The organism is Chryseobacterium sp. Leaf404 (assembly GCF_001424145.1).
Taxonomy (GTDB): domain Bacteria; phylum Bacteroidota; class Bacteroidia; order Flavobacteriales; family Weeksellaceae; genus Chryseobacterium.
The window spans coordinates 157,209-178,065 of sequence record NZ_LMQM01000010.1; the positions used below are offsets into that span (position 1 = coordinate 157,209).

Sequence of the window (20,857 nt, forward strand, 5' to 3'; positions counted from 1 at the left end):
TATTCTTCATCCGCCCGAGTTTGGAAATTTTAGAAAATAATTTAAAATTTTAGCTGAGTTTCCAAGTCTTGTTCCGAAGTTTCGGGATTGGTTCTTTTGTTTGACTGCGTCTAATCTTCGATTGCAAGACAAAAGAACAATCTTACCACAACTTATTTGTTTTAGCTTCAACTTAATTTCTATAATCATTAATTTTCTCTTTCAATTCATCAATAATCTTCTCATCATCAATCGTCGATGGAATCTGAAATTCCTTGCCATCAATAATTGTTCTGATGAGTTTTCTTAAAATTTTTCCGGAACGCGTCTTTGGAAGTCTTTTTACGACCATCACAGATTTCAGGAAAGCAACAGCACCAATTTTTTCTCTTACTTTAAGAATGATTTCTTTTTCAACAGCTTCTTCTGAAATTTCCGAACCATTTTTTAAAACAACAGTTGCAAAAGGAACCTGTCCACGCAGATCATCATCAACTCCTACAACCGCACATTCCGCAACATCGGGATGAGAGGAAACAATTTCTTCCATTTCAGAAGTCGAAAGTCGGTGCCCGGCAACGTTGATGACATCATCAACCCGTCCTGTGATGAAAATATAACCATCTTCATCTTTTATCGCTCCGTCACCGGAAAAATAATAGCCTTTGTATTGTGATAAATAGCTTTTCTCAAAACGTACGTAATCATTCCAGATTCCCAGCATTGCACCAGGCGGAAGAGGAAGTTTAATGACAAGATAACCTTCTTTATGCTCGTCGAGTTCATAACCGTTTTCGTCAAAAATTTTAATATCATAACCTGGAATGGGTTTTCCTGCGGAAGCTCTTTTAATTTTATAATCTTCATTAAAAGTCATCAACCCCAACATCGGCGAACCCGATTCTGTCTGCCACCAATGATCGATCGCGGGAACTCCAACGTGTTTTTCGAACCAGTCCAAAGTTGCCACATCGCATCGCTCGCCTGCCAGAAACTGTTTTTTGAAATGGCTTAAATCATATTTTTTAACAAATTCTCCATTAGGATCTTCTTTTTTAATGGCACGAATTGCGGTTGGAGCTGTAAACATTGCCGAAACTTTATACTCGGAAATGATCCTCCAAAAAGTTCCTGCATCAGGAGTCATGATCGTTTTTCCTTCAAAAATAATGGTAGTATTTCTGTTGATTAAAGGTCCGTAAACCGTGTAACTGTGACCAACTGCCCAACCAAAATCTGATGCTGCCCAAAATGTCTCGCCCTGCTCAATTCCATAAATATATTTCATGGAAAATTTCAGAGCTGTGGCGTAACCACCTGTATCTCTTGTGATTCCTTTCGGTTTGCCCGTCGTACCTGAAGTGTATAAAAGATAGAGTGGATCATTGGATTCTACCCAAACACAATCTGCAGGCTCGGATTTTTCGACCAATTCTTCATAATCCATGATGCCTTCAAACATTTCATGTTGATTGTCGACTAATTTTCTGTTGAAAACGATGATGTTTTCAACCTTATCCTGAGCCCGTTCAATCGCTTTTTCAATCAAAGGCAGATAAGGAATTCTTTTGGCAATTTCAATTCCTGCGGTGGCTGTAATCAAAGCTTTAGGTTTGCAGTCATCGATTCTTACAACCAGTTCATGCGGTGCAAAACCTCCGAAAACTACGTTATGAATCACGCCGATTCTCGCACATGCCAACATCGCAAAAAGTGTCTGTGGAATCATCGGCATGTAAATAACGGCAGTATCCCCTTTTTTTAAACCTAAAGAAACCAGTCCGCCAGCTAATTTTGAAATTTCTTTTCTAGCCTGATTAAAAGTATATTTTATTTTCTGATTGGTAACGGGAGAATCGTAAACAATCGCAATTTCTTCCCCGAAACCATCTACAATATGTTTGTCGATGCAGAGGTAAGACATATTCAGTTTCCCGTCTGCAAACCATTGGGTGTAGTTGTTTTTGTCCATTGAAATAATGGCTTCGGGAAATTTAAACCACGAAATTTCCTGTGCCTGCTCTTTCCAAAACTGCTCTTTGTTTTCTATGCTTTGTTTAAATAGATCGTCTGCAATCATAATTATTTTGTGTTTCTGTCATTGTGAGGAAAAGCTTGGCCCGACAAATCGGCCAAGCAATCTCATTATTCAACAGATTTCTTCGTTCCTCGCAATGACACGGCGTTTAATTAGTTAACAATTCTTCAATCTGCTGAATCAGTTTTTTAATTGAATAAGGTTTTGTTACGTATGCGTCAGCTCCCATTTCCAGACCTTTTTCAATGTCTTTCGGATTATTTTTGGCGCTGAGGAACAAAACTTTGGTGTTGTTTAAATTTTCATTCTTTTTAATTTCCTCCAACGTGCTGTAGCCGTCGAGATTCGGCATCATAATGTCGAGCAAAATCACATCAGGAATGATTGTTTTCAGAAATTCCAAAACTTCGGTTCCGTCTCTGGCGATGAAAACTTCGTAGCCGATTTTCCTGAAACTGTATTCCAAAGACATTAAAATTTTATGTTCGTCATCTGCAATTAATATTTTTTTCATTGTGTTTCTTAGTTAAGGTTCAACTTCATTGTTTTTAATATTTTTCATCGGAAGGATAATGGTAAACGTCACACCCAATCCACTGTTTTCTGCTTTAATATTTCCATCGTGGGCTTCAACAATTCTTTTTGAAATCGCCAATCCGAGGCCGCTTCCGGTGGGTTTTCTTATGTTTTGATTTTTAGACTGATAAAATTTATCGAAAATCATTTCCAGATCTTCTTCAGGAATATTTTTTCCGGTATTGAAAATTGTAATCATTAAATCATCACCGTTTTCTGAAAATTTGGTCTGAATAATTCCCTGTTCGTCAGTAAATTTCAAGGCGTTTCCTAAAATATTCTGAAACAGCTGTATAAAACGGGCTTCATCATAATTAAAAACATAATTCCTGAGCAAATCAACTTCACTTACATGAATAAATTTCTGCTGAATCAAATGCAGGATAGGGTTTAACGCTCTTTTATAAGTTTCAACAATATTATTTTCCTGAATATTTAAAGCAATTTCGCCGTGTTGGAGTTTGTCCAAATATAAAATATCATTGATGATTTCACTCAAACGGTCAGATTCTGTGATGATGTTGTTTAAAAATTCTTTTTTAATTTCCAATGGAATATCATCGTCATCGGCCAAAATTTCTCCTGCCGAACGGATTGCTGTAATCGGTGTTCTCAATTCATGCGCAACGGAATCCAAAAAATCGTCTTTCTGACGGTCTTTTACTATAAGGTTTTGATTGGCGGCACTGAGGTCGTTAGAAAGCTGTTTCAGTTCTTCAGATTTCTCGGTCAGTTTTTTATTTAAAGTAATATTTTCTTTTGATTCTTCCAGAATATTTAAAACTTCCTTCAAAGAAATTTTATCTTCTTTCGTCACGCCTTCAATCAAAATTTTTGCCGAAGCCGTCCCGATTCTCCCTGCCAAAAGGTTTTCAGAAAACTTAATAAATCTTGAATCTGCTGTTTCGGTTTGCGAATCTATATTGTATTTAATATTGAAAATCCGCATTGCCTGTTCGGTTTTCTTTTTGCCTAAAAAACGTTCCAGAATATTTTGTATATCAGAAACATACGCAGTTCCTCTCCAGATGAAAGCATTTTCGTGGTTTTGAATATATTTGTCTATATCAACATACAATTCAGCGAAATTTCTCTCACGGTAGTTTCCTTTCATGCTGACGGAGAGTATGGTAAAAAGGGCAGTATTCACTAATATTGACCAGAAGAAAATTTCAGGAATTCTGTCTAAAAATGTAATGTCGAAAAACTGAAAAGCATCATACATTTCACGCAGTACTCCTTTTAATTCTGAATTATAAGAAAAATAATATTGCGGTATGATTAAACCGAAATAACAGATGATTAAGCCAGCAATGAGTCCGGTCACGGCGCCTTTGTAACTTCCGCGTCTCCAAAATACCGCTCCGAAAAATGATGGTGCCAACTGGGCAATAACTACGAAAGAAATTAAGCCAACGGAATCTAAGGATGTCTGAAGAATAAAATATTTGTAAAAGGCAAACGCTAAGATAACCAGCCCGAAAATCGAGAATTTACGGATGTTTGTAATATTTCTGGTGTTTTGAGTTTCATTTTCAGCTTTAAATTTTCCCAGTAAACCGTAAGGAATAATCAAATTGTTTGAAAGCATAATAGACAGCGTAATCGCCGAAATGATAATCATGGAAATGCACGAACTTAAACCTCCCAAAAAGACTAAAACTGTAATCAAAGTGTTGTCAAAATATTGAGGAATCAAAATGGAGTAGAACTCGGGATTGACGTTTTGTCCGTCAAAAATTAACCTTCCGCCCCAGGCTATCGGGAAAATGAAAATGGTAAATATCAAAAGATACAAAGGAAAAAACCAAATCGCGGTTTTGATATGTTTTTCCTGTCTGTTTTCTACAATTGCGGTGTGAAACTGTCTGGGAAGAATACAGATTGCTGTTCCGGAAATCATGCAGAGCACCATCCAGTTCATAGCTCCTTCAATTCCGTTAAAAGTATTTTTTGCTTTAAAATCTGAAAATGCGCTTGCTTTCTGATACAAATCTGAAAATCCGTCAAATGCGAAATAAATAACAAATAATCCTAAGATAATAATGAAAAACAGCTTCAGAAAACTCTCTAAAGCAATGGCAGAAATGATTCCTAAACGTTTTTCAGAAGCGTCAACATATCTGGTTCCGTAATATGACGAAAAAACAGCGATCAGAATCACGACGAAGGTTGCGTTGTCTGTAAGGATATTTTTTGAAACGGGAGTTTCTGTGACCAAATGAAAGGTTTCAGAAATTGCTCTGATCTGTAAACCGATGTAGGGAACAATTGCAAAAACACAAACCAAAGTAATAATGGCGCTGAAACTCCTGCTGTTTCCGTATCTTAAAGAAATAAAGTCGGCTAAACTGCTGATTTTGTTTACTCTAGAGATGCGGACAATCCTTGTATTAATGTAAATCCATGCAGGAATAACCATGATGGGCCCAATGTAAATCGGTAAATAATTGAGTCCGCCGGTCGCTGCAACGCCGATGCTTCCGTAATATGTCCAGGCCGTGCAATAGACCGCCAGAGACAAAGCATAGATATACGGATTATTAATCCACACCTTACTCTTTTTCTTCTCTGCCAGATGGGCAACTAAGAACAAAAGTGCGAGGTAGACTAAAACAACGACAAATAATGCGAAACTACTCATCATATTTTTTTATGATTACGAAAGAAATAATGATGGAAATCATCCAGACCGTAAAAAGATAAACAAGAATCATCGGATAACCGAAAACTTCCCGTTCGCTGTTAAATAGCAACGAAATGGGAATACTGAACGCAATCAGTAAACCTACGCTCAGGATAATCAGTTTTTGTTCGTGACGCTTTTTCATTAATGATGAATGATGATTGATAATTGTTTGATTCGAATGTTTTAATATTATTAGATTTCGAATCAGTTTTCATTAAAGTTTCTTTCCCCAGTCCTAAAGGGAGGAAAACTTTTATTTAAAATTGACTAAAACTAATAGCATGTCATCCTGAGCTTGTGGAAGGACTTTTGGAAGAATAATCTTATTCAATTTTTTGATAAAAGATAATTGATGAACGGAAATCATTCATCAATTATCAATCATCGTTTATAAATTACTGTTTGTCATCAGAATATTCTCCAATTAAAGAATAATATCCGAAAATTGCCATTCCTCCTGAAACAATCGGTACCAGTACAAAAAGTATAATGATTCCGAATACAAGATCTTCCTGTTTTTCTGAAGTGATTTTTGGGATTCCCATTACGGTGATACCGAAGTAGGCAACCACCAAGGCAACTAAAATCCAAACTATGCCTAATATTTTTTTTAATCCGTCCATTTTGTTAGATTTAAAATTAATAAATTTTTGAGTTATTCCGCCTATTAATCGTGGATATTATTGTTCTTGTTCTTAAGATAGAATAACCCGATGACCAAACAGACTGCTGCGACGCCGATAGGGTACCAAAGTCCTTCCAGATACCATGTTGCATGCCCCGCATCTTTTCCCTGAGTTACCAGATAGGTTGCCACAGCCGGCAGTAATCCTCCAAAGACCCCATTACCAATATGATACGGCAATGACATCGAAGTATAACGTATTCTCACTGGGAACATTTCCACTAAAAATGCGGCAATCGGACCGTAAACCATCGTCACAAAAATCACCTGAATGAATACAAGGAATACCAGATACCATCTCGTGTCGTCGTTCAGTGTAATCGAGGTTGATACTTTTGGCTCCTCAGCTTTTCCGTCTTTCATGACCGGGCCGGCTGCTGACCAATGTACGATACTGTCTTTTTTAATTAAAGTTCCGTCTGTAAAAGTGGTTTCTTTATGGAATGTAACTAAACTGTCTGATGCAATAGTTTTGTGCACTGCTGCAACTCGTGTTTCTTTAATTCCATTGTCTGCCACGGTTTTTGCCTCAATATTCACGCTTTTGTACATTGCGTCGTAAATTGGTCTGTAGGCTAAGATTGCGACCAGCATTCCGGTCATCATAATTGCTTTTCGGCCAATTTTATCTGAAAGCCAACCGAAAAAAACAAAGAAAGGCGTGCCCATTAATAATGCAGTTGCCATCAGATAATCGACCTGCATTGAGTTGATATTCATTACTTTTTGAAGGAAACTCATGGCGTAAAATTGCCCTGTGTACCAGATGACTCCTTGCCCCATCGCGGCTCCGAATAATGCCAGTAAGACAAATTTGAAGTTGAATTTATTCCCGAAACTTTCTTTCAAAGGATTGGTTGATGTTTTTCCTTCTGCTTTCGCTTTCGCGAACAAAGGAGATTCTTTCATATTTTTTCTGATGAAATAAGAAACTCCCACCATTAAAATTGAAATCCAAAACGGAACTCTCCATCCCCACGAATCAAAATCTTCAGCGGAAAGGGTATTTTTTGTAATCAAAATGACAATCAGTGAAATGAAAAGTCCTGCTGTAGCGGTAGTCTGAATCCACGAAGTCCAGTATCCTCTTCTGTTAGGCTGAGAGTATTCTGCAACATAAGTCGCTGCTCCTCCATATTCTCCACCTAATGCCAAACCCTGTAAAAGTCTTAAAATTAAAACTAAAACCGGTGCCATAAATCCAATTGTTTCATATCCCGGAATACATCCAATCAGGAATGTCGAGAATCCCATGATCAATAAAGTAACTAAGAAAGTATATTTTCTTCCGATTATATCTCCCAATCTTCCGAAGAATAAGGCTCCGAAAGGTCTGACTACAAATCCAGCTGCAAAAGTGGCAAGCGTAGATAAAAATGCTGCGGTAGGATTGTCTGCCGGGAAAAATTTGGTCGCCAAAACGACAGCCAGACTTCCGAAAATGTAGAAATCATACCATTCTATCAAAGTTCCGAGGGACGATGCGGTGATCACGCTCCAAATGGTGCGGTTTTTCTGCTTATCTGTCATATTCTCGTAAGCATCATGATGTTGTTCGCTCATATCAATAGATTTTTTTGTTAATTAAATTAAATGGAATTAGTTTTTATAAATAAATCTGAAGCTGTACGATAAATTCTCCTTTAGATTTAGGATTTTCTGTCGGACTTGTGTAAACCGGTCTTGTAGAATACTGCGTCGTAATTTTAGCGTGATGACCGTCCAAAAACCAGTTGGCTCCCACATCAATTTGTGAAGAAGGTTTGTCAAACGCTTCAAAATCCTTGTATGTGTAAGCTGCAAAAGGCTGAATTCTGATTTTTGGTTTCTCTGCCTGACTCGGCAGTAATAATCCTGCTTGTGCGTAAACTACATTTCCGGTTCCAATCATCGGTTGAAGATTTCCGGGACCTGCCAGAGCTCTTTGTCCGACAAAATTCGGGTCGTTGGCTGCGATATTCATTGTTCCTAAATTTCTAATATAGTTCGGACCAAAATTGTAGTTAAAATAACCAGCGTAAGCCGAAACTGCCATTTTATTTTTCGCTTCTCCCAAAGGAATATCGGCAAATGCATCTACGGAAAGTAGAGTGATGTCGTGTTTTTCGATATTGGAATTGAGAGATGTTCGTGTTCCTTCAGCCTGATGATAAAAACCAGCACCGACGTTGAAAACTTTTTTTGTTCCCAAATAAGAACCAACTTTGAAAGGTAGAAGATTGGATTCTGTATCGAGGAATTGATATTCAAAATATCCAGCTTTAGACCAGTTCGGATTTCCGTTATTGTCTACTGCGACTTCATTTCCGGGAACTAAAGTATTGGCTGGCGTCAAATCTGTTGCGAATGGTTTGTTTAAACTCATTCGGTACTCAAATTTGCCGTATTTACCTTTTGCAAAAACGCCCATCTGTCTTGCAAATTGGTCTGAATTATCAATCAAAGGCCAGCTGAAAACCGGAGAATCCAAAGTGAGAAAGTTCAGCGTGGAAGCCATTGTCATACGCGAAAGTCCCATGTAATAATGAAGCCCGCCTCCCAAAGTCAGACTGAATTTCCCGGCTTCGCCCGGCATTACGACTTCATATTCATTCCAGGCATCATGAAAGAAAAGCTGAGGTTTTTTACCGTTTCCGTAGCCGCCAGTTCCTGTAGTTCCGGTTGCGCCGCCGTTGATGAATGTTTGATTATTGATCCCGAAATGCGTAAGAATCATGTATCGCTTTGTGATCTGAGCGTAAGCCAGAATACGTGCTCTTCGGTTGCCCAAATTCCACGTATTATCTGTGGGTTCGCCTCCAACCATACTTCCGGGGTTCATATCCGAATTCCTGATCCAGAACTGATCCCAGAGAATAAATCGTACATATTTATCTCCTTCAGGATTTATATTAATCTTCAGACCACCTCCATAATCTGGAGAACCCTGACCGTATATAGAACTGCTGATTAAAGCTAATCCAATAAAACTTAATATTTTCTTCATAAATTATTAATTTTTTGGCTGTTATTTTGTGAAAGCCAAATTGGAATTAATAATTTAGTTATGAAAATTTAATATATATATATGGTTTGTATATAGTTTTTAATTTTAAATTATAAGCTTTGAGTTATGAATATTCATTTAATTATTATTTAAAATATTGATTTTTAGTTTTTTAAATAGATTTTATAAGAAATTTTTATTTTATGATTATCATTTATCAATCATCAATCATTTCTTAAAGCGTTCCCATTTAATAAGCATATATTTATCTGCAAACTGAGTGATAATGAGTCCTGAATTTTTGATATTTTCCTCCTTGCTCATGTATTCAATTAATTCGTTTTGTTTCAGAATTTTATAAACAGGATGAAAGTCAGAATGGGGTGGTCTTGTGATGTTGTATTTCTTAATCCATGAACTCACCGTCACGTGCGAGACACCGATGATACGCTCAATTTCACGGAAACTGAGGCCTTCAAGATAAAGTTGTAAAGCTTTGGTTACATAGTAATCATCAATCTGTTTCCCGAGTTTTTTTACTGTAAAATAATAATTACAGTCTTTGCAGTGAAATCTCTGTTTGTTGTTGATAATTCCACTTTTTACAACATGGTCATTTTTGCATTTCGGACAGATATTTTCCATAACTATACAATTTTAGCAAATGTATAATAATTTAGCGAAATTATAGTTTCGATTTAATTCAATTGATTATCTGAAGACTTAAATTGTTTAATGATAAGATCTGAAATTCTTTCACAAGACGTTAAACTGTATTTACCCCAAATCAATCTTAAACTTAGTAGATTTTTTCACTTCGTGTAAAACAATAGAGCTGTGGTATTGCCCGATATTGGGAACGTTTGAAATAACATTGACGGTAAAATCATTATAAGAATTAATGTCTTTTGCGATTATTTTCAGCATATAATCATATTCACCGGATAAACTGATGATTTCCTGAACCTCGTCATACATCATTATATGATCTTCAAAAGTTTCTAAAACCTTTTTAGATTGCTCTTTCAGACGCACGTTGCAGTACACAACGATGTTAAGTCCCAATTTTTCACGGTTTAAAAGTGCGACATACTTTTCAATAACGCCCTGTTTCTCCAGCTGTTTGATGCGTTCGTAGGTCGGGGTAAAAGTAAGACCGATTTTTTCTGAAATTTCTTTCACAGAATATGTAGAATCTTCCTGAATGATGCTGAGAATCATTTTGTCTTTTAAATCCATAAAAAAATGTTGAGTTGTAACAAAAATAGCATTAAAAAATGATAATCAGGACGCAGAAATATTTTTGATTTAATCACAAAAACTGTTTTGCCAGTTCCCCCAAATGTTATATCTTTGCACCTAATGAATAACACAGTATTTATATCATTAGAATTACCGGGCGCAGACGCCCTTTACGATATTTATTTATTTTAAGCGAAGATATTTTCTTCGCTTTTTTTATGTTCAAAAATTAAGATTTTATGTTTACGATTACAGAACTAAGTACAGAGAAAATCAATAAGATACTGACAGAAGCTTTAGCTTTCGCCAACGGAAAAACTGCCAAAATTGAAGGTGAAGTTTTCTGCTCAAATCTGTTCTTTGAAGACAGCACAAGAACCAAAACAAGTTTCGATGTTGCCGAAAGAAAACTGGGTTTGCAGGTTGTTCCTTTTGATGCATCACACAGTTCTGTAAATAAAGGTGAAAGTTTATATGATACCGTAAAAACAATTGAAAGCGTAGGGGTAAACCTTGTCGTGATCAGAGATAAAAAAGACAGATATTTTGATGAACTGAAGAACATCAACATTCCCATAATCAATGGAGGCGACGGAACGGGAAATCACCCTTCACAATGTATGCTTGATTTACTCACGATCTATCAGGAATTTGGAAGATTTGAAGGTTTAAAAGTAGGAATCGTTGGAGATGTAAAGCACAGCCGTGTTGCCAATTCAAATGCAGAAGCGCTGAGAAGACTCGGTGCTAAAGTTTATTTCTCAGGACCTGAACAGTGGTTTGACGAAGGTGCTTTAATTAATGGAACCTATCTTTCTGTAGATGAACTGATGAAAGAAGTAGATGTTTTGATGCTCCTGAGAATCCAGCACGAAAGACACGATTCAAAAATAAGTTTCTCAGCTTCAGAATATCATAAAAAATATGGTCTGACAAAAGACAGAGAAAAAACCATGAAAAAAGAAGCTATCATCATGCATCCTGCACCAATTAATAGAGGTGTAGAAATCGATACCGATTTGGTAGAATGTGAACGCTCAAGAATCTTCAAGCAGATGCAGAATGGTGTTTTCGCGAGAATGGCAATTCTGAAAAATGCTTTGGAAGAGAAAGGTTTCACTTTCAAGTAAAAAGGTAAAAGTTAAAAGCCAAGTTAGGTGATTAACATTCTAATTAACGAGGCTTAAATTAAAAAAAGCACTCACAAAATTCCCCTCCTTTGGAGGGTGGCAAAAATTCAAAGAATTTTTGACGGGGTGGTTAAAAAAGGTCATCAAAAGAAGACGATTTAAAAAAAAAGTAAAAATAGAAATAAAGATAAAAGTTTAAAATGAAGAAAAAATTAATACTGGAATCCGGTGAAGTATTTCATGGAGAAGGTTTCGGAGCAGATTTGGAAACCGCAGGCGAAGTGGTTTTCAATACCGGAATGACGGGTTATCAGGAGCTGATTTCTGATCCGTCATACTGCGGTCAGATTGTTTGCATGACCTATCCGCTGATCGGAAATTATGGGATTAATAGAGATGATTATGAAAGTATCGAACCTGCAATTAAAGGTCTTATCGTAAAAGAACTTTGCGATTTGCCGTCGAATTTCCGTACTCAGATTACTTTAGATGAATTATTTAAAAAGAAAAAACTTTCAGGAATTTCAGGAATTGATACAAGAAGACTCACAAGAATTCTCCGCAATTCCGGAGTAGTGAAAGGCAAAATTGTGAATGTAGATTCCGATGAAAATGAGGTTGTTGCAGAATTAAGAGGAACCACTTTCCCAACCAATCAGGTAGAGCAGGTTTCTACAAAAACTTCCTACGCCAACCCGGGACGCGGACTTAAAGTGGTACTTGTAGATTTCGGTTCTAAATTAGGAATTATAAGAGAGTTATCTCAAAGAAACTGTGATATTACAGTTGTTTCTCACAATACCACAGCAGAAGAAATTTTATTGATGGATCCGGACGGAATCATGCTGTCCAACGGTCCCGGAGATCCCGAAGACAACCAGCAGGCATTAGAAATGATCCGTGGATTATTAGGAAAAGTTCCCATTTTCGGTATCTGTTTAGGTCATCAGCTCATCGGTTTGGCCTGTGGCGCAAAAACTTTCAAGTTGAAATTCGGTCACAGAGGAGGAAATCACCCGGTTTTAGATTTAGAAAAAAACAAAGTGGCCATCACTTCCCAAAACCACGGTTACGCTGTAGATCAGGAAAGTCTGAAAGGTACAGATTTGGTAGAAACGCACATCGCCCTGAACGACAGAACAAACGAAGGTCTGAAGCATAAAATCCATCCATGTTTCTCAGTTCAGTATCACCCTGAAGCAAGCCCGGGACCTGAAGATGCAAATTATCTGTTTGATGATTTCATCACCTTGATGGAGGATTTCAAAAAGTAGGAAATTAATTATTTGGGCAGCTTATCCGCCTTCCGTTCCCGCTTTTTTGCTCGTCGTGCCTCCTCACAAAAAGAGCTCCACTCAAGTCGGGCTGCGTGCAATTCGCTGCAGATTAAAGGTGGAAATTATCAGAATCCGAAGGATTCAAAATAAATAGCCGTAGGTGAAACCTATGGAATATGGTTGAAAAAACATCATCAGAACCCGATAAGGTTCAACAATAAAAGGATAAATTTAAAAATGAAAAGAAACGACATAAAAACAATTTTAGTAATCGGTTCCGGTCCAATTATCATCGGTCAGGCGGCGGAATTTGACTACGCAGGAACGCAGGCCTGTCTTTCCCTGAGAGAAGAAGGCTACAAGGTGATTTTGATCAACTCAAACCCTGCAACGATTATGACGGATGTAGAAATCGCTGACAAGGTTTATATCGAGCCGATCTCACTGCAGTTTGTAAGTCATATCATCAGAAAAGAGCGTCCGGATGCACTTTTACCAACACTTGGCGGACAAACCGGACTGAATATGGCGGTAGAACTGGAAAATTCAGGGATTCTTGAAGAATGTAAAGTGGAAGTTTTGGGAACAAAGCTTTCTGCCATCAACAGAGCGGAAGACAGAGATCTTTTCCGTGAACTGATGAGAGAATTAAACGAACCGGTTCCTGAATCTGACATTGTAAACACCGTAGAAGGAGCAATTAATTTTGCAAATGAAATCGGATATCCTGTAATCGTGCGTCCAGCCTTCACCATGGGTGGAACAGGTGGTGGAATCGCTGCCAACGAAGCTGAATTAAGAGAAATCGCTGAATTGGGTTTGAAATACAGCCCGGTTACCCAGTGTCTGATTGAAAGATCAATCGCAGGTTTCAAAGAAATTGAATACGAAGTAATGCGTGATGCCAACGACAACGCAATCGTGGTCTGTAACATGGAAAATATCGATCCGGTTGGTGTTCACACAGGAGATTCAATCGTGGTGGCACCTTCTCAGACGCTTTCAGACAGAGAATATCAAATGTTGAGAAATGCTTCACTGAAAATCATCAGAGCATTGGGAATTGAGGGTGGATGTAACGTACAGTTGGCGTTAGATCCGCATTCATTCGAATATTACATCATAGAGGTGAACCCAAGAGTTTCCCGTTCATCAGCTTTAGCATCCAAAGCGACCGGTTATCCAATTGCCAAAATCGCTGCGAAAATCGCGGTTGGTTTGACTTTAGATGAAATCATGAATCCTGTTACAGGAACATCTTACGCCTGTTTTGAGCCCGCTTTGGATTATGTGGTAACAAAATTCCCAAGATTCCCGTTTGATAAATTTGAAACGGCAGACAGAAGATTATCAACCCAGATGAAAGCAACGGGCGAAGTAATGGCTATCGGAAGAAACTTTGAAGAATCTTTACAGAAAGCCATCCGTTCTCTGGAAACAGGAATTAAACATATCGGTTTAAAAACCAAACAGGCTGCCGCTTTAACAGCTGAAGAAATCGAAAGAAGAATCAGAGTTTGTGATGACGAAAGACTTTTCATCATCGGTGATGCTTTAAGAAGAGGTTACGACTGGGAACAGATTGTAGAATGGAGTAAAATTGATAAATTCTTCATCTGGAAAATCAAAAAACTAATTGATTTCGAAAAGGTAATTGCTGAAAATAAATTCAAAACAGACACTTTATTAGAAGCTAAAAAACTAGGTTTTGCAGATATCAATATTGCTGTTCTCTGGGATGTAACAGAGCGCGAAGTTTTCAATTTCAGAAAAGAAAACGGAGTAATGCCTGTTTACAAAATGGTAGACACCTGCGCCGCAGAATTTGAATCTGAAACACCTTATTTCTACGGAACTTACGAAGAAGAAAACGAATCTTTTGCTTCAGACAAAGAAAAAATCATCGTTTTAGGTTCTGGTCCCATCAGAATCGGGCAGGGCGTTGAGTTTGATTACGCAACAGTTCATTCGGTTTGGGCAATCAAAGAAATGGGTTATGAAGCGATCATCATCAACAATAACCCTGAAACAGTTTCTACAGACTTCTCCATTTCAGATAAATTATACTTCGAACCTTTAACGGAAGAAGATGTAATGAACATCATCGAACTGGAAAAACCCAAAGGAGTGGTGGTACAGTTTGGCGGTCAGACAGCAATCAATTTAGCAGATAAACTTGCAGCTCACGGCGTTCAGATTTTGGGTACAACTTTAGAAGACTTAGACAGAGCGGAAAACAGAGATAAATTTGAAAAAGCTCTTCAGGAAATGGGAATTCCTCAGCCTTTAGGAAAAACCTCCACTTCAAAAGAAGAAGCTATAAAAATTGCCAACGAAATTGGGTATCCGGTTTTGGTTCGTCCAAGCTACGTTTTGGGAGGTAGAGCCATGGAAATTGTGTATACAGAAGCAGAATTGGCGCATTACATGGAGTTTGCGGTAGAAGCAAGCCCCGATCAGCCGGTTCTGGTGGACCGTTATATTACTGGAAAAGAAGTGGAAGTGGATGCAATCTGCGATGGTGAAACGGTGATTATTCCTGGAATTATGGAGCACATAGAAAGAGCGGGAGTACACTCCGGAGATTCTATTGCGGTCTATCCACCACAAAATGTTTCTGATGCTGAAATCGAAACTTTGGTAGATTACACGCAGAGATTGGCTAAAGGATTGAATGTGATTGGTTTAATGAACATCCAGTACGTTCTATTCGAAGGAAATGTGTATGTAATTGAGGTGAATCCAAGATCTTCAAGAACAGTCCCTTTCTTATCTAAAATTACCGAAGTTCCTATGGCAAACTTAGCTACGAAAGCAATTTTAGGTCAGAAACTGAAAGATTTAGGCTACAAAAACGGATTGGTTCCTAAAAAAGAAGGTGTTTTCGTAAAAGTTCCGGTTTTCTCATTCTCAAAATTAACGAAAGTTGATATCTCTTTAGGCCCAGAAATGAAGTCTACAGGAGAAGTGATGGGGAAAGACACGACTTTGGAAAAAGCACTGTATAAAGGATTGGTTGCAGCAGGAAGAAAAGTTCCGATGCACGGTTCAATTTTATTCACGGTAGCTGATAAACACAAGCAGGAAGCTGCTGATCTAGCATCAAGATTCCATGAAGTTGGTTTCAGAATCTGGGCAACAGAAGGAACTGCAAAATTCTTTGAAGAAAAAGGTATTCCGTGCAAAATAGGATACAAAATCGGAGAGGAGAGTGTGAACTTAATCGACCTGATCCAGAAAGGAAAAGTTCAATATGTTGTCAACACAATGACGAAAGGAAAGCAGTCTGAAAGAGACGGTTTCCAGATCAGAAGAATGAGCGTTGAAAATGGTGTACCTTGTTTAACATCAATGGATACAGTTGAAGCGATCTTGAAAGTGATTGAAAGTATGAGCTTTAAGATGGAAACGATGTAGTTTTCGGATTAAGATAAAGTAAAAGCGGAAGATTTTTTCTTCCGCTTTTTTTATGGATATTTTTCAGGATTCTGTGAGGTATGAAAAACTCTGAAAATTTTTATAATTTCCTTATCTTTTTCAATCTTATAAATAATAATGAATGGAAAAACTTTAAGTGGCAAACGGTGAAAATCGTTGTGGATTTTTTGGTAGTACGTAACTTTCCTAAGTTTGCTCACTGTAAATTTGAAATCCCTAAAGAAACTGTTTGCTACTCTTTTACCAGCGACATCTTTGTAATATTCGAAAGAATTTATAATGTCTCTATTTGCTTTAGAAGTGGTTACTATTTTAAATGCCATACTTTGCTTTCATTTCAGCAAACAAATCTTCAATAGGCATAAAATCTTCATCTTTCAAATTTTCCATTGCATCCAATTCACTTTTCTGCTGATCTGTCAACTGGTAATTTAAATTATGTTCATACCAATTTTTTTCAGATTTGTTTTCAATAATTCCATCAAGATATCCCAAAACTTGTTTCAGAATTTCCTCAGGTTCATTCTTTAGTTTTTGGTTGATTATATGTAATGTGTTAGAACTCATTGGACTTATTTTTATCAAAGTTAATAAAAATTTTAATTCAAAATTGTGATTCTGATTTATGAATTGTAATTGAGAGTCAATGATAAATTTGAAAAGCATGACTTAAAATAGTTAAAACTTGCCACCGAATTTTACCCCAAACTCCTATCCAAATGCACATATCCACCATCCACATGAATCAATTGCCCCGTTGTATGCGAAGATCTTTCCGATAAAAGGAAAGCCGCCATATCAGCAATTTCCTCAGAAGTCGTCATGCGGTTTTCCAAAGGGATTTTTGAAGTAATACTTTTCAATTTTTCATCCGGATCTTCAAACGTAGAAATCCACGATTGATAAAGCGGTGTCCAGGCTTCGGCAACAATAATCGCATTCACTCGGATGCTGTAAGGCAAAAGTTCAACCGCCCATTCTCTCGTCAAAGCATTTCTCGCGCCGTTTGCTGCGGCATATCCGGAAGTTCCGCCCTGTCCGGTTTCTGAGGTTTTACTTCCTATATTTAAAATTGAGCCTTTACTTTCCTTCAGATAGGGAAGTGCGTGTTGCACCAAAAGGTAGTAATGCACCACATTTTTATGATAGGAAGAAATAAATCCTTCATACGAACCGTTTTCCAATCCAACACCATCGTTGACACCCGCGTTATTGACGATTCCATCAACTTTGCTATATTTTTTTACGACATCATCAATCGCTTTTTTGCATTCTTCAGGCTGCGAAAGTTCGGCAGTCACAAAATCAGCTTTGCCACCATTTTCGACGATTTCCTGAACAGCTTTCCTGTTATCATACTTATTTCTTCCGATAATGATTGGCAATGCTTTTTCTTCAGCCAAAACTTTTGCAATAGCATTTCCAATTCCCTTTGCACCGCCGCTTACGATGATTATTTTATTGTCTAAATTTAAATTCATAATGTTTTTTTTAACTCAAATTGCGCAAAGATCTTTTTGAACACTAATTGTTTTTAAGTTCGCAAAACAAAGTTTCGCCGATTCAAATAAAATTAATTATATATTTGAGGCAAAGGCGTTTGACTACGTCGAATCTTCGATTTCACTCAGCAAAGAATAAGTCTTTAATTTATCACATTCTCCTACAAAAATTTTTGATTTTTAAAACTTATGTGCTCTAAATATTCTCAAAGCATTAAACTTAATCTAATGTGACTTGTGTGTCAAAATCTTTTGCGACTTTTAACTTCGTCGAATCTTCGATTTGTGGTTAATTATAATTTATAAAATTTCTCAACATTTCCATAGAAAAACAATTGCTGCTCAGTTTCAGTGAACTGACTAACATATTTTGTAATCAATTCCATCCACAAAGCATAATTTCCTCCCAAAAGCATCACAGGCCAGTCACTTCCAAAAACCAACCGCTGAATTCCGAATTTTGCAAAAACAAAATCTAAAACTTTGAAAATTGATTTCTCATCAATCATACTCCTGTTTCCCTGCGTTAAAAGTCCTGAAATCTTACAATAGATATTGGGATTTTGAGACAGCTCTGTAATATTTTGTTCCCAGTCTTTTAAATCATTTGTTCTCAAATCCGGTTTTCCGCAATGATCCAGAATAAAAGGTTGATCGAATAATTTTCCCGAAAGTTTTACTGCGTCCGAAAGCTGATCCTGTCTCAACAAAATATCAAATGTATAATCAAACTGATGAAGCTTTGAAATTCCATTGAGAACATTTTCTCTTAATAAAAAACCAAGATTTTCTCCCTCTGCAACGTGCCTGAACCCTTTAATTAATTTTTCAGACTGATAATTTTCAAGCAATTCTTCAATATGATTAGAAGTCAAATCAATCCAGCCGACAACACCTTTAATGAAAGGATTTTCTTTAGCTAAATTGACCAAAAATTCAGTCTCTTCATCACTCTGATCAGCCTGAACTGCAATGCAGCCATCAATGCTGTTTTCTTTTAAATATAAAGAAAAATCTACCGGCAAAAAATCTTTTTGGATAGCATTCATTTCATCCGTAATCCATGAATCCCGAACCGGATCAAACTTCCAGAAATGAACGTGAGAATCAATAGTCATATTGAATTATTTTTATCTAAAATGTAATTTACAGCGAAAATATTTTGTCCATCAACCGCCACTTTTCTCCAGCTTTCGAATTGGGCAACTTCTGTTGAAATTTCCACATCAGTTCTTCCCATTCCTGAACTGTCGGATTGTTTTTATCCGCTTCATTTTTAGCTTCAAAAGAGAAATTTTTATCAGCCTCAACAATCATCATCAATCTGTTTTCAACCCGATAAATTTCCATATTTACAATTCCAGAATCCAAAATACTATGTCTGACTTCAGACCAGATGTTTTGATGATAATTTTCGTATTCCGCAATCAATTCAGGGTCATCAATCAAGTCGAGGGCAAGACAGAATTTTTTCATTCGTCGTACGCTTTTACTTTTTGGATGCTACTTCCCAAACCATCAATTCCCAGTTCCACCACGTCGCCGGATTTCAGATACCAGGGCTCAGGTTTTTGTCCCAAACCAACACCCGCAGGCGTTCCTGTACTGATGATATCACCCGGAAGCAAAGTCATAAACTGACTGATGTAGCTCACAATAAATGGCACATTAAAAATAAGATTTGAAGTATTCCCATCCTGCAGAATTTCCCCGTTCACCTTCAGCCATAAATGAAGATTATGAACATCTTCAATCTCATCAGGCGTCGCAATAAACGGTCCGATCGGCGCAAAGGTATCACAGCTTTTACCTTTTACCCACTGTCCATTTCTCTCCAGCTGGAAGGCTCTTTCGCTATAATCGTTGTGCAAAACATAGCCGGCAACGTGCTCAAGGGCACTTTCCTCAGAAACATAGCTCGCTTTTTTTCCAATCACAATGGCCAACTCAACTTCCCAATCGGTTTTGGTGCTCGTTTTTGGAATAATTAAATCATCATTCGGACCCACAATCGCAGAAGTCGCCTTAAAAAACAAAATCGGTTCCTGCGGAATCGGCGCGTTGGTTTCAGCCGCATGGTCTTTATAATTCAGTCCCACACAGATAATTTTTGAAGGTCTTGCCAAAGGAGCTCCCAGTCTTTCGTCAGCAGAAATTTCAGGTAAATTATGGGTATGTATTTCAGATTTTAAATTTTCAATCGCCTCACCAGAAAAGAAATTTTCATCATAATCTCGCACCAGATGAGAAACATCATATCTTTTGTCTCCGATGATGACGCCCGGTTTCTCCTGTCCCGGCTGTCCGAATTTTATTAATTTCATATTATTTTTATATTATTTAAAAGCCAAATTTTTATTTGAAGCTAATCCCGCTATCCACTATATTTTTTTTGTCATTGCGATCAACGTGATCAAATGTTGTACTTTTTCGCCACCGCAATGACAAAAAAGGATGCCGTTTCTATCGGGGCTAGGGTAGTTTTTCACCGTTTCAACTTTTGTTTTAATTTACAGATTTTAATTGTTCAAAGTAGTAAAACCTCCGTCGATAGGATAGTCCACACCAGTAATAAATGATGCTTCGTCACTACATAAATACAATGCTAGAGAGGCGACTTCCTCAGGCTGAGCCATCCTTCCGATAGGTTGTGTTTTCGATAATTTGGCAAACATTTCTTCAATATTATCAGGATAATTATTCTTTAAAAATCCATCCACAAAAGGGGTATGCACCCGCGCCGGAGAAATCGAATTACAACGGATATGTTCACTGATATAATCCTTTGCAACACTCATCGTCATTGCTTTCACCGCACCTTTCGCCGTACTGTACGCAAACCGGTCCGGAATTCCCACCAACGCAGCAATGGAAGCCATATTAATAATCACACCGCCGCCGGATTTTCTAATCTGAGGAATTGCGGCAAACAGACAATTGTAAACGCCCTTGATATTGACATTATAAATTCTGTCAAAATCCTCCTCCGAAGTCGTGTCAGCTTTTCCGATGTGAGCAATTCCTGCATTATTTACAAGAATATTGATCGCTCCGACTTGATCAAAAACTGCCAAAACATCTTTCTGTTTTGAGACATCACAGGCATAAACTTTAGCATTTCCCCCCACAGACTGAATTTTCCCAAGCGTTTCCTGTCCGTTCTGCTCTGTAATTTCAAGGATATGAACTTCCGCACCATTAGCTGCCAACTGAACCGCAATCGCCTGCCCAATTCCGCTTCCTCCGCCTGTCACAACGGCTTTTTTATTTTTTAATGAAAACATTTATATTTTAAGTTTTTATTTGTTTTTAACG

At 37.5% G+C, this 20,857-nt stretch carries 19 protein-coding genes; 3 read left to right on the top strand and 16 right to left on the bottom strand.

All coding sequences use genetic code 11. The annotated features are described in order from the left end of the window. Window positions 1–172 precede the first annotated feature (172 nt). The 9 genes from ASG31_RS06435 to ASG31_RS06475 all read right to left on the bottom strand — a co-directional run bounded on the left by ASG31_RS06435 (window position 173) and on the right by ASG31_RS06475 (window position 10,192). Window positions 173–2,059, bottom strand: a complete 1,887-nt coding sequence (locus tag ASG31_RS06435) for an AMP-binding protein (RefSeq protein ID WP_056029469.1) — start codon at window positions 2,057–2,059, stop codon at window positions 173–175. Between the two features lie 106 nt (window positions 2,060–2,165). Next, on the bottom strand, window positions 2,166–2,531 hold the full coding sequence (locus ASG31_RS06440) for a response regulator transcription factor (RefSeq protein ID WP_056029472.1): 366 nt from the start codon (window positions 2,529–2,531) through the stop codon (window positions 2,166–2,168). Window positions 2,532–2,543: 12 nt separating this feature from the next. Further along, window positions 2,544–5,237, bottom strand: a complete 2,694-nt coding sequence (locus tag ASG31_RS06445) for an ATP-binding protein (RefSeq protein WP_056031315.1) — start codon at window positions 5,235–5,237, stop codon at window positions 2,544–2,546. Continuing rightward, entirely contained in the window at window positions 5,230–5,424 is a 195-nt protein-coding gene (locus tag ASG31_RS06450) for a hypothetical protein (protein ID WP_056029475.1), read from the bottom strand. The genes ASG31_RS06445 and ASG31_RS06450 overlap by 8 nt, the downstream gene beginning before the upstream one ends. Window positions 5,425–5,677: 253 nt before the next feature. Further along, complete coding sequence (locus ASG31_RS06455; RefSeq protein WP_056029478.1) at window positions 5,678–5,905, bottom strand: DUF6814 family protein; 228 nt, start codon at window positions 5,903–5,905, stop codon at window positions 5,678–5,680. 44 nt (window positions 5,906–5,949) lie between these two features. After that, window positions 5,950–7,530, bottom strand: coding sequence for an MFS transporter (locus tag ASG31_RS06460; protein ID WP_056029481.1), 1,581 nt, complete (start codon window positions 7,528–7,530; stop codon window positions 5,950–5,952). 43 nt (window positions 7,531–7,573) lie between these two features. Further along, window positions 7,574–8,953 carry a hypothetical protein gene (locus tag ASG31_RS06465; RefSeq protein ID WP_056029484.1) on the bottom strand — a complete coding sequence of 460 codons (1,380 nt, stop codon included), beginning with the start codon at window positions 8,951–8,953 and terminating at the stop codon, window positions 7,574–7,576. 228 nt (window positions 8,954–9,181) lie between these two features. Continuing rightward, window positions 9,182–9,598 carry a terminase gpP N-terminus-related DNA-binding protein gene (locus tag ASG31_RS06470; RefSeq protein ID WP_056029487.1) on the bottom strand — a complete coding sequence of 139 codons (417 nt, stop codon included), beginning with the start codon at window positions 9,596–9,598 and terminating at the stop codon, window positions 9,182–9,184. A 132-nt stretch (window positions 9,599–9,730) separates the two neighbouring features. Further along, entirely contained in the window at window positions 9,731–10,192 is a 462-nt protein-coding gene (locus ASG31_RS06475) for an Lrp/AsnC family transcriptional regulator (protein WP_056029490.1), read from the bottom strand. 242 nt (window positions 10,193–10,434) lie between these two features. Between ASG31_RS06475 and ASG31_RS06480 the strand changes: the two genes are divergently transcribed. The 3 genes from ASG31_RS06480 to carB all read left to right on the top strand — a co-directional run bounded on the left by ASG31_RS06480 (window position 10,435) and on the right by carB (window position 16,019). Then, a complete protein-coding gene (locus ASG31_RS06480; protein WP_056029493.1) occupies window positions 10,435–11,325 on the top strand; it encodes an aspartate carbamoyltransferase catalytic subunit in 891 nt (296 codons plus the stop codon). 200 nt (window positions 11,326–11,525) lie between these two features. Then, window positions 11,526–12,599, top strand: a complete 1,074-nt coding sequence (locus tag ASG31_RS06485; protein WP_056029497.1) for a carbamoyl phosphate synthase small subunit — start codon at window positions 11,526–11,528, stop codon at window positions 12,597–12,599. A gap of 240 nt (window positions 12,600–12,839) precedes the next feature. Beyond that, entirely contained in the window at window positions 12,840–16,019 is a 3,180-nt protein-coding gene (gene carB, locus ASG31_RS06490) for a carbamoyl-phosphate synthase large subunit (RefSeq protein ID WP_056029500.1), read from the top strand. Window positions 16,020–16,069: 50 nt separating this feature from the next. Here carB and ASG31_RS06495 read toward each other — a convergent pair whose 3' ends face one another. The 7 genes from ASG31_RS06495 to ASG31_RS06525 all read right to left on the bottom strand — a co-directional run bounded on the left by ASG31_RS06495 (window position 16,070) and on the right by ASG31_RS06525 (window position 20,826). Then, the gene (locus tag ASG31_RS06495) at window positions 16,070–16,363 is read right to left on the bottom strand and encodes a type II toxin-antitoxin system RelE/ParE family toxin (protein ID WP_056029503.1); all 294 of its coding nucleotides are present in this window, start codon (window positions 16,361–16,363) and stop codon (window positions 16,070–16,072) included. Further along, a complete protein-coding gene (locus tag ASG31_RS06500) occupies window positions 16,353–16,607 on the bottom strand; it encodes a hypothetical protein (RefSeq protein ID WP_131725511.1) in 255 nt (84 codons plus the stop codon). The genes ASG31_RS06495 and ASG31_RS06500 overlap by 11 nt, the downstream gene beginning before the upstream one ends. A gap of 131 nt (window positions 16,608–16,738) precedes the next feature. Next, window positions 16,739–17,521: an SDR family oxidoreductase gene (locus tag ASG31_RS06505; RefSeq protein WP_056029509.1), complete on the bottom strand. Its 783-nt coding sequence runs from the start codon at window positions 17,519–17,521 to the stop codon at window positions 16,739–16,741. A gap of 314 nt (window positions 17,522–17,835) precedes the next feature. Further along, window positions 17,836–18,660: an amidohydrolase family protein gene (locus ASG31_RS06510; protein WP_056029512.1), complete on the bottom strand. Its 825-nt coding sequence runs from the start codon at window positions 18,658–18,660 to the stop codon at window positions 17,836–17,838. 28 nt (window positions 18,661–18,688) lie between these two features. After that, the gene (locus ASG31_RS06515; protein WP_056029515.1) at window positions 18,689–19,018 is read right to left on the bottom strand and encodes an L-rhamnose mutarotase; all 330 of its coding nucleotides are present in this window, start codon (window positions 19,016–19,018) and stop codon (window positions 18,689–18,691) included. Next, window positions 19,015–19,866 carry a fumarylacetoacetate hydrolase family protein gene (locus tag ASG31_RS06520; protein ID WP_056029518.1) on the bottom strand — a complete coding sequence of 284 codons (852 nt, stop codon included), beginning with the start codon at window positions 19,864–19,866 and terminating at the stop codon, window positions 19,015–19,017. Before ASG31_RS06520 ends, ASG31_RS06515 begins: the two co-directional genes overlap by 4 nt. Before the next feature lie 195 nt (window positions 19,867–20,061). Continuing rightward, the gene (locus ASG31_RS06525) at window positions 20,062–20,826 is read right to left on the bottom strand and encodes an SDR family NAD(P)-dependent oxidoreductase (protein WP_056029521.1); all 765 of its coding nucleotides are present in this window, start codon (window positions 20,824–20,826) and stop codon (window positions 20,062–20,064) included. Window positions 20,827–20,857 lie beyond the last annotated feature (31 nt).

Bases quoted from the DNA above. Each gene is read 5' to 3' on its own strand.
- ASG31_RS06445 (WP_056031315.1), bottom strand. From the start codon at position 5,237: ATGAGTAGTTTCGCATTATTTGTCGTTGTTTTAGTCTACCTCGCACTT.
- ASG31_RS06525 (WP_056029521.1), bottom strand. From the start codon at position 20,826: ATGTTTTCATTAAAAAATAAAAAAGCCGTTGTGACAGGCGGAGGAAGC.
- ASG31_RS06475 (WP_056029490.1), bottom strand. From the start codon at position 10,192: ATGGATTTAAAAGACAAAATGATTCTCAGCATCATTCAGGAAGATTCT.
- ASG31_RS06440 (WP_056029472.1), bottom strand. From the start codon at position 2,531: ATGAAAAAAATATTAATTGCAGATGACGAACATAAAATTTTAATGTCT.
- ASG31_RS06500 (WP_131725511.1), bottom strand. From the start codon at position 16,607: ATGAGTTCTAACACATTACATATAATCAACCAAAAACTAAAGAATGAA.
- ASG31_RS06515 (WP_056029515.1), bottom strand. From the start codon at position 19,018: ATGAAAAAATTCTGTCTTGCCCTCGACTTGATTGATGACCCTGAATTG.
- ASG31_RS06455 (WP_056029478.1), bottom strand. From the start codon at position 5,905: ATGGACGGATTAAAAAAAATATTAGGCATAGTTTGGATTTTAGTTGCC.
- ASG31_RS06495 (WP_056029503.1), bottom strand. From the start codon at position 16,363: ATGGCATTTAAAATAGTAACCACTTCTAAAGCAAATAGAGACATTATA.
- ASG31_RS06505 (WP_056029509.1), bottom strand. From the start codon at position 17,521: ATGAATTTAAATTTAGACAATAAAATAATCATCGTAAGCGGCGGTGCA.
- ASG31_RS06450 (WP_056029475.1), bottom strand. From the start codon at position 5,424: ATGAAAAAGCGTCACGAACAAAAACTGATTATCCTGAGCGTAGGTTTA.
- ASG31_RS06465 (WP_056029484.1), bottom strand. From the start codon at position 8,953: ATGAAGAAAATATTAAGTTTTATTGGATTAGCTTTAATCAGCAGTTCT.
- ASG31_RS06520 (WP_056029518.1), bottom strand. From the start codon at position 19,866: ATGAAATTAATAAAATTCGGACAGCCGGGACAGGAGAAACCGGGCGTC.
- ASG31_RS06470 (WP_056029487.1), bottom strand. From the start codon at position 9,598: ATGGAAAATATCTGTCCGAAATGCAAAAATGACCATGTTGTAAAAAGT.
- carB (WP_056029500.1), top strand. From the start codon at position 12,840: ATGAAAAGAAACGACATAAAAACAATTTTAGTAATCGGTTCCGGTCCA.
- ASG31_RS06485 (WP_056029497.1), top strand. From the start codon at position 11,526: ATGAAGAAAAAATTAATACTGGAATCCGGTGAAGTATTTCATGGAGAA.
- ASG31_RS06480 (WP_056029493.1), top strand. From the start codon at position 10,435: ATGTTTACGATTACAGAACTAAGTACAGAGAAAATCAATAAGATACTG.
- ASG31_RS06460 (WP_056029481.1), bottom strand. From the start codon at position 7,530: ATGAGCGAACAACATCATGATGCTTACGAGAATATGACAGATAAGCAG.
- ASG31_RS06435 (WP_056029469.1), bottom strand. From the start codon at position 2,059: ATGATTGCAGACGATCTATTTAAACAAAGCATAGAAAACAAAGAGCAG.
- ASG31_RS06510 (WP_056029512.1), bottom strand. From the start codon at position 18,660: ATGACTATTGATTCTCACGTTCATTTCTGGAAGTTTGATCCGGTTCGG.